Source organism: Streptomyces sp. BE303 (assembly GCF_036290945.1).
In the GTDB taxonomy this organism is placed as follows: Bacteria; Actinomycetota; Actinomycetes; order Streptomycetales; family Streptomycetaceae; genus Kitasatospora.
Window position 1 is genome coordinate 1 of sequence record NZ_JAQYWZ010000447.1, and the last position, 598, is coordinate 598.

At 76.1% G+C, this 598-nt stretch carries 1 protein-coding gene; it reads right to left on the bottom strand.

The features are described from left to right. On the bottom strand, positions 1-598 hold a 598-nt coding region (locus PUR56_RS08745), incomplete at both ends, for a beta-ketoacyl reductase (protein WP_329948458.1).

Genomic DNA, 598 nt, shown 5'->3' on the forward strand with positions numbered 1-598 from the left:
GACGGCGGTCAGCGAGTCGAAGCCCAGCTCCTTGAACGCCCGCGACGCCTCGACCGCCCCGGCCGACGCGTGCCCCAGCACCGCCGCGACCTCGGCCCGGACCAGCTCCAGCACGGTCCGCTGCCGCTCCGCCGACGACAGGCCCGCCAACCGCGCAGCCGGCCCGGAGCCCGACTCCGGAGCGACAGCGAGCTCGACGGCCTCCGGCAGGTCGGCCAGGAACGGCCGCTCACGCGCCGCCGTGAACAGCGGCAGGAACTCCGACCACCGCACGTCCGCGACGGTGACGGCCGCCTCGCCCGACCCGACGGCCGACGCCAGCGCGGCCAGCGCCCGGGCGGGATCCATCGGATTCAGACCCCGCCGGCGCAACTGCGTGGCCGACTCGTCGTCGGCCGCCATACCCACGCGGGCCCAGGGGCCCCAGGCGACGGCGGTACCCGGCAGACCCTGCGCCCGACGCCGCGCCACCAGCGCGTCCAGCGCCGCGTTCGCCGCCCCGTACGCCGCCTGCTCCCCGCTGCCCCAGACACCCGAGATCGACGAGAACACCACGAACGCGTCGAGATCCGTACCGACCAACGCGTCCAGGTGCAAC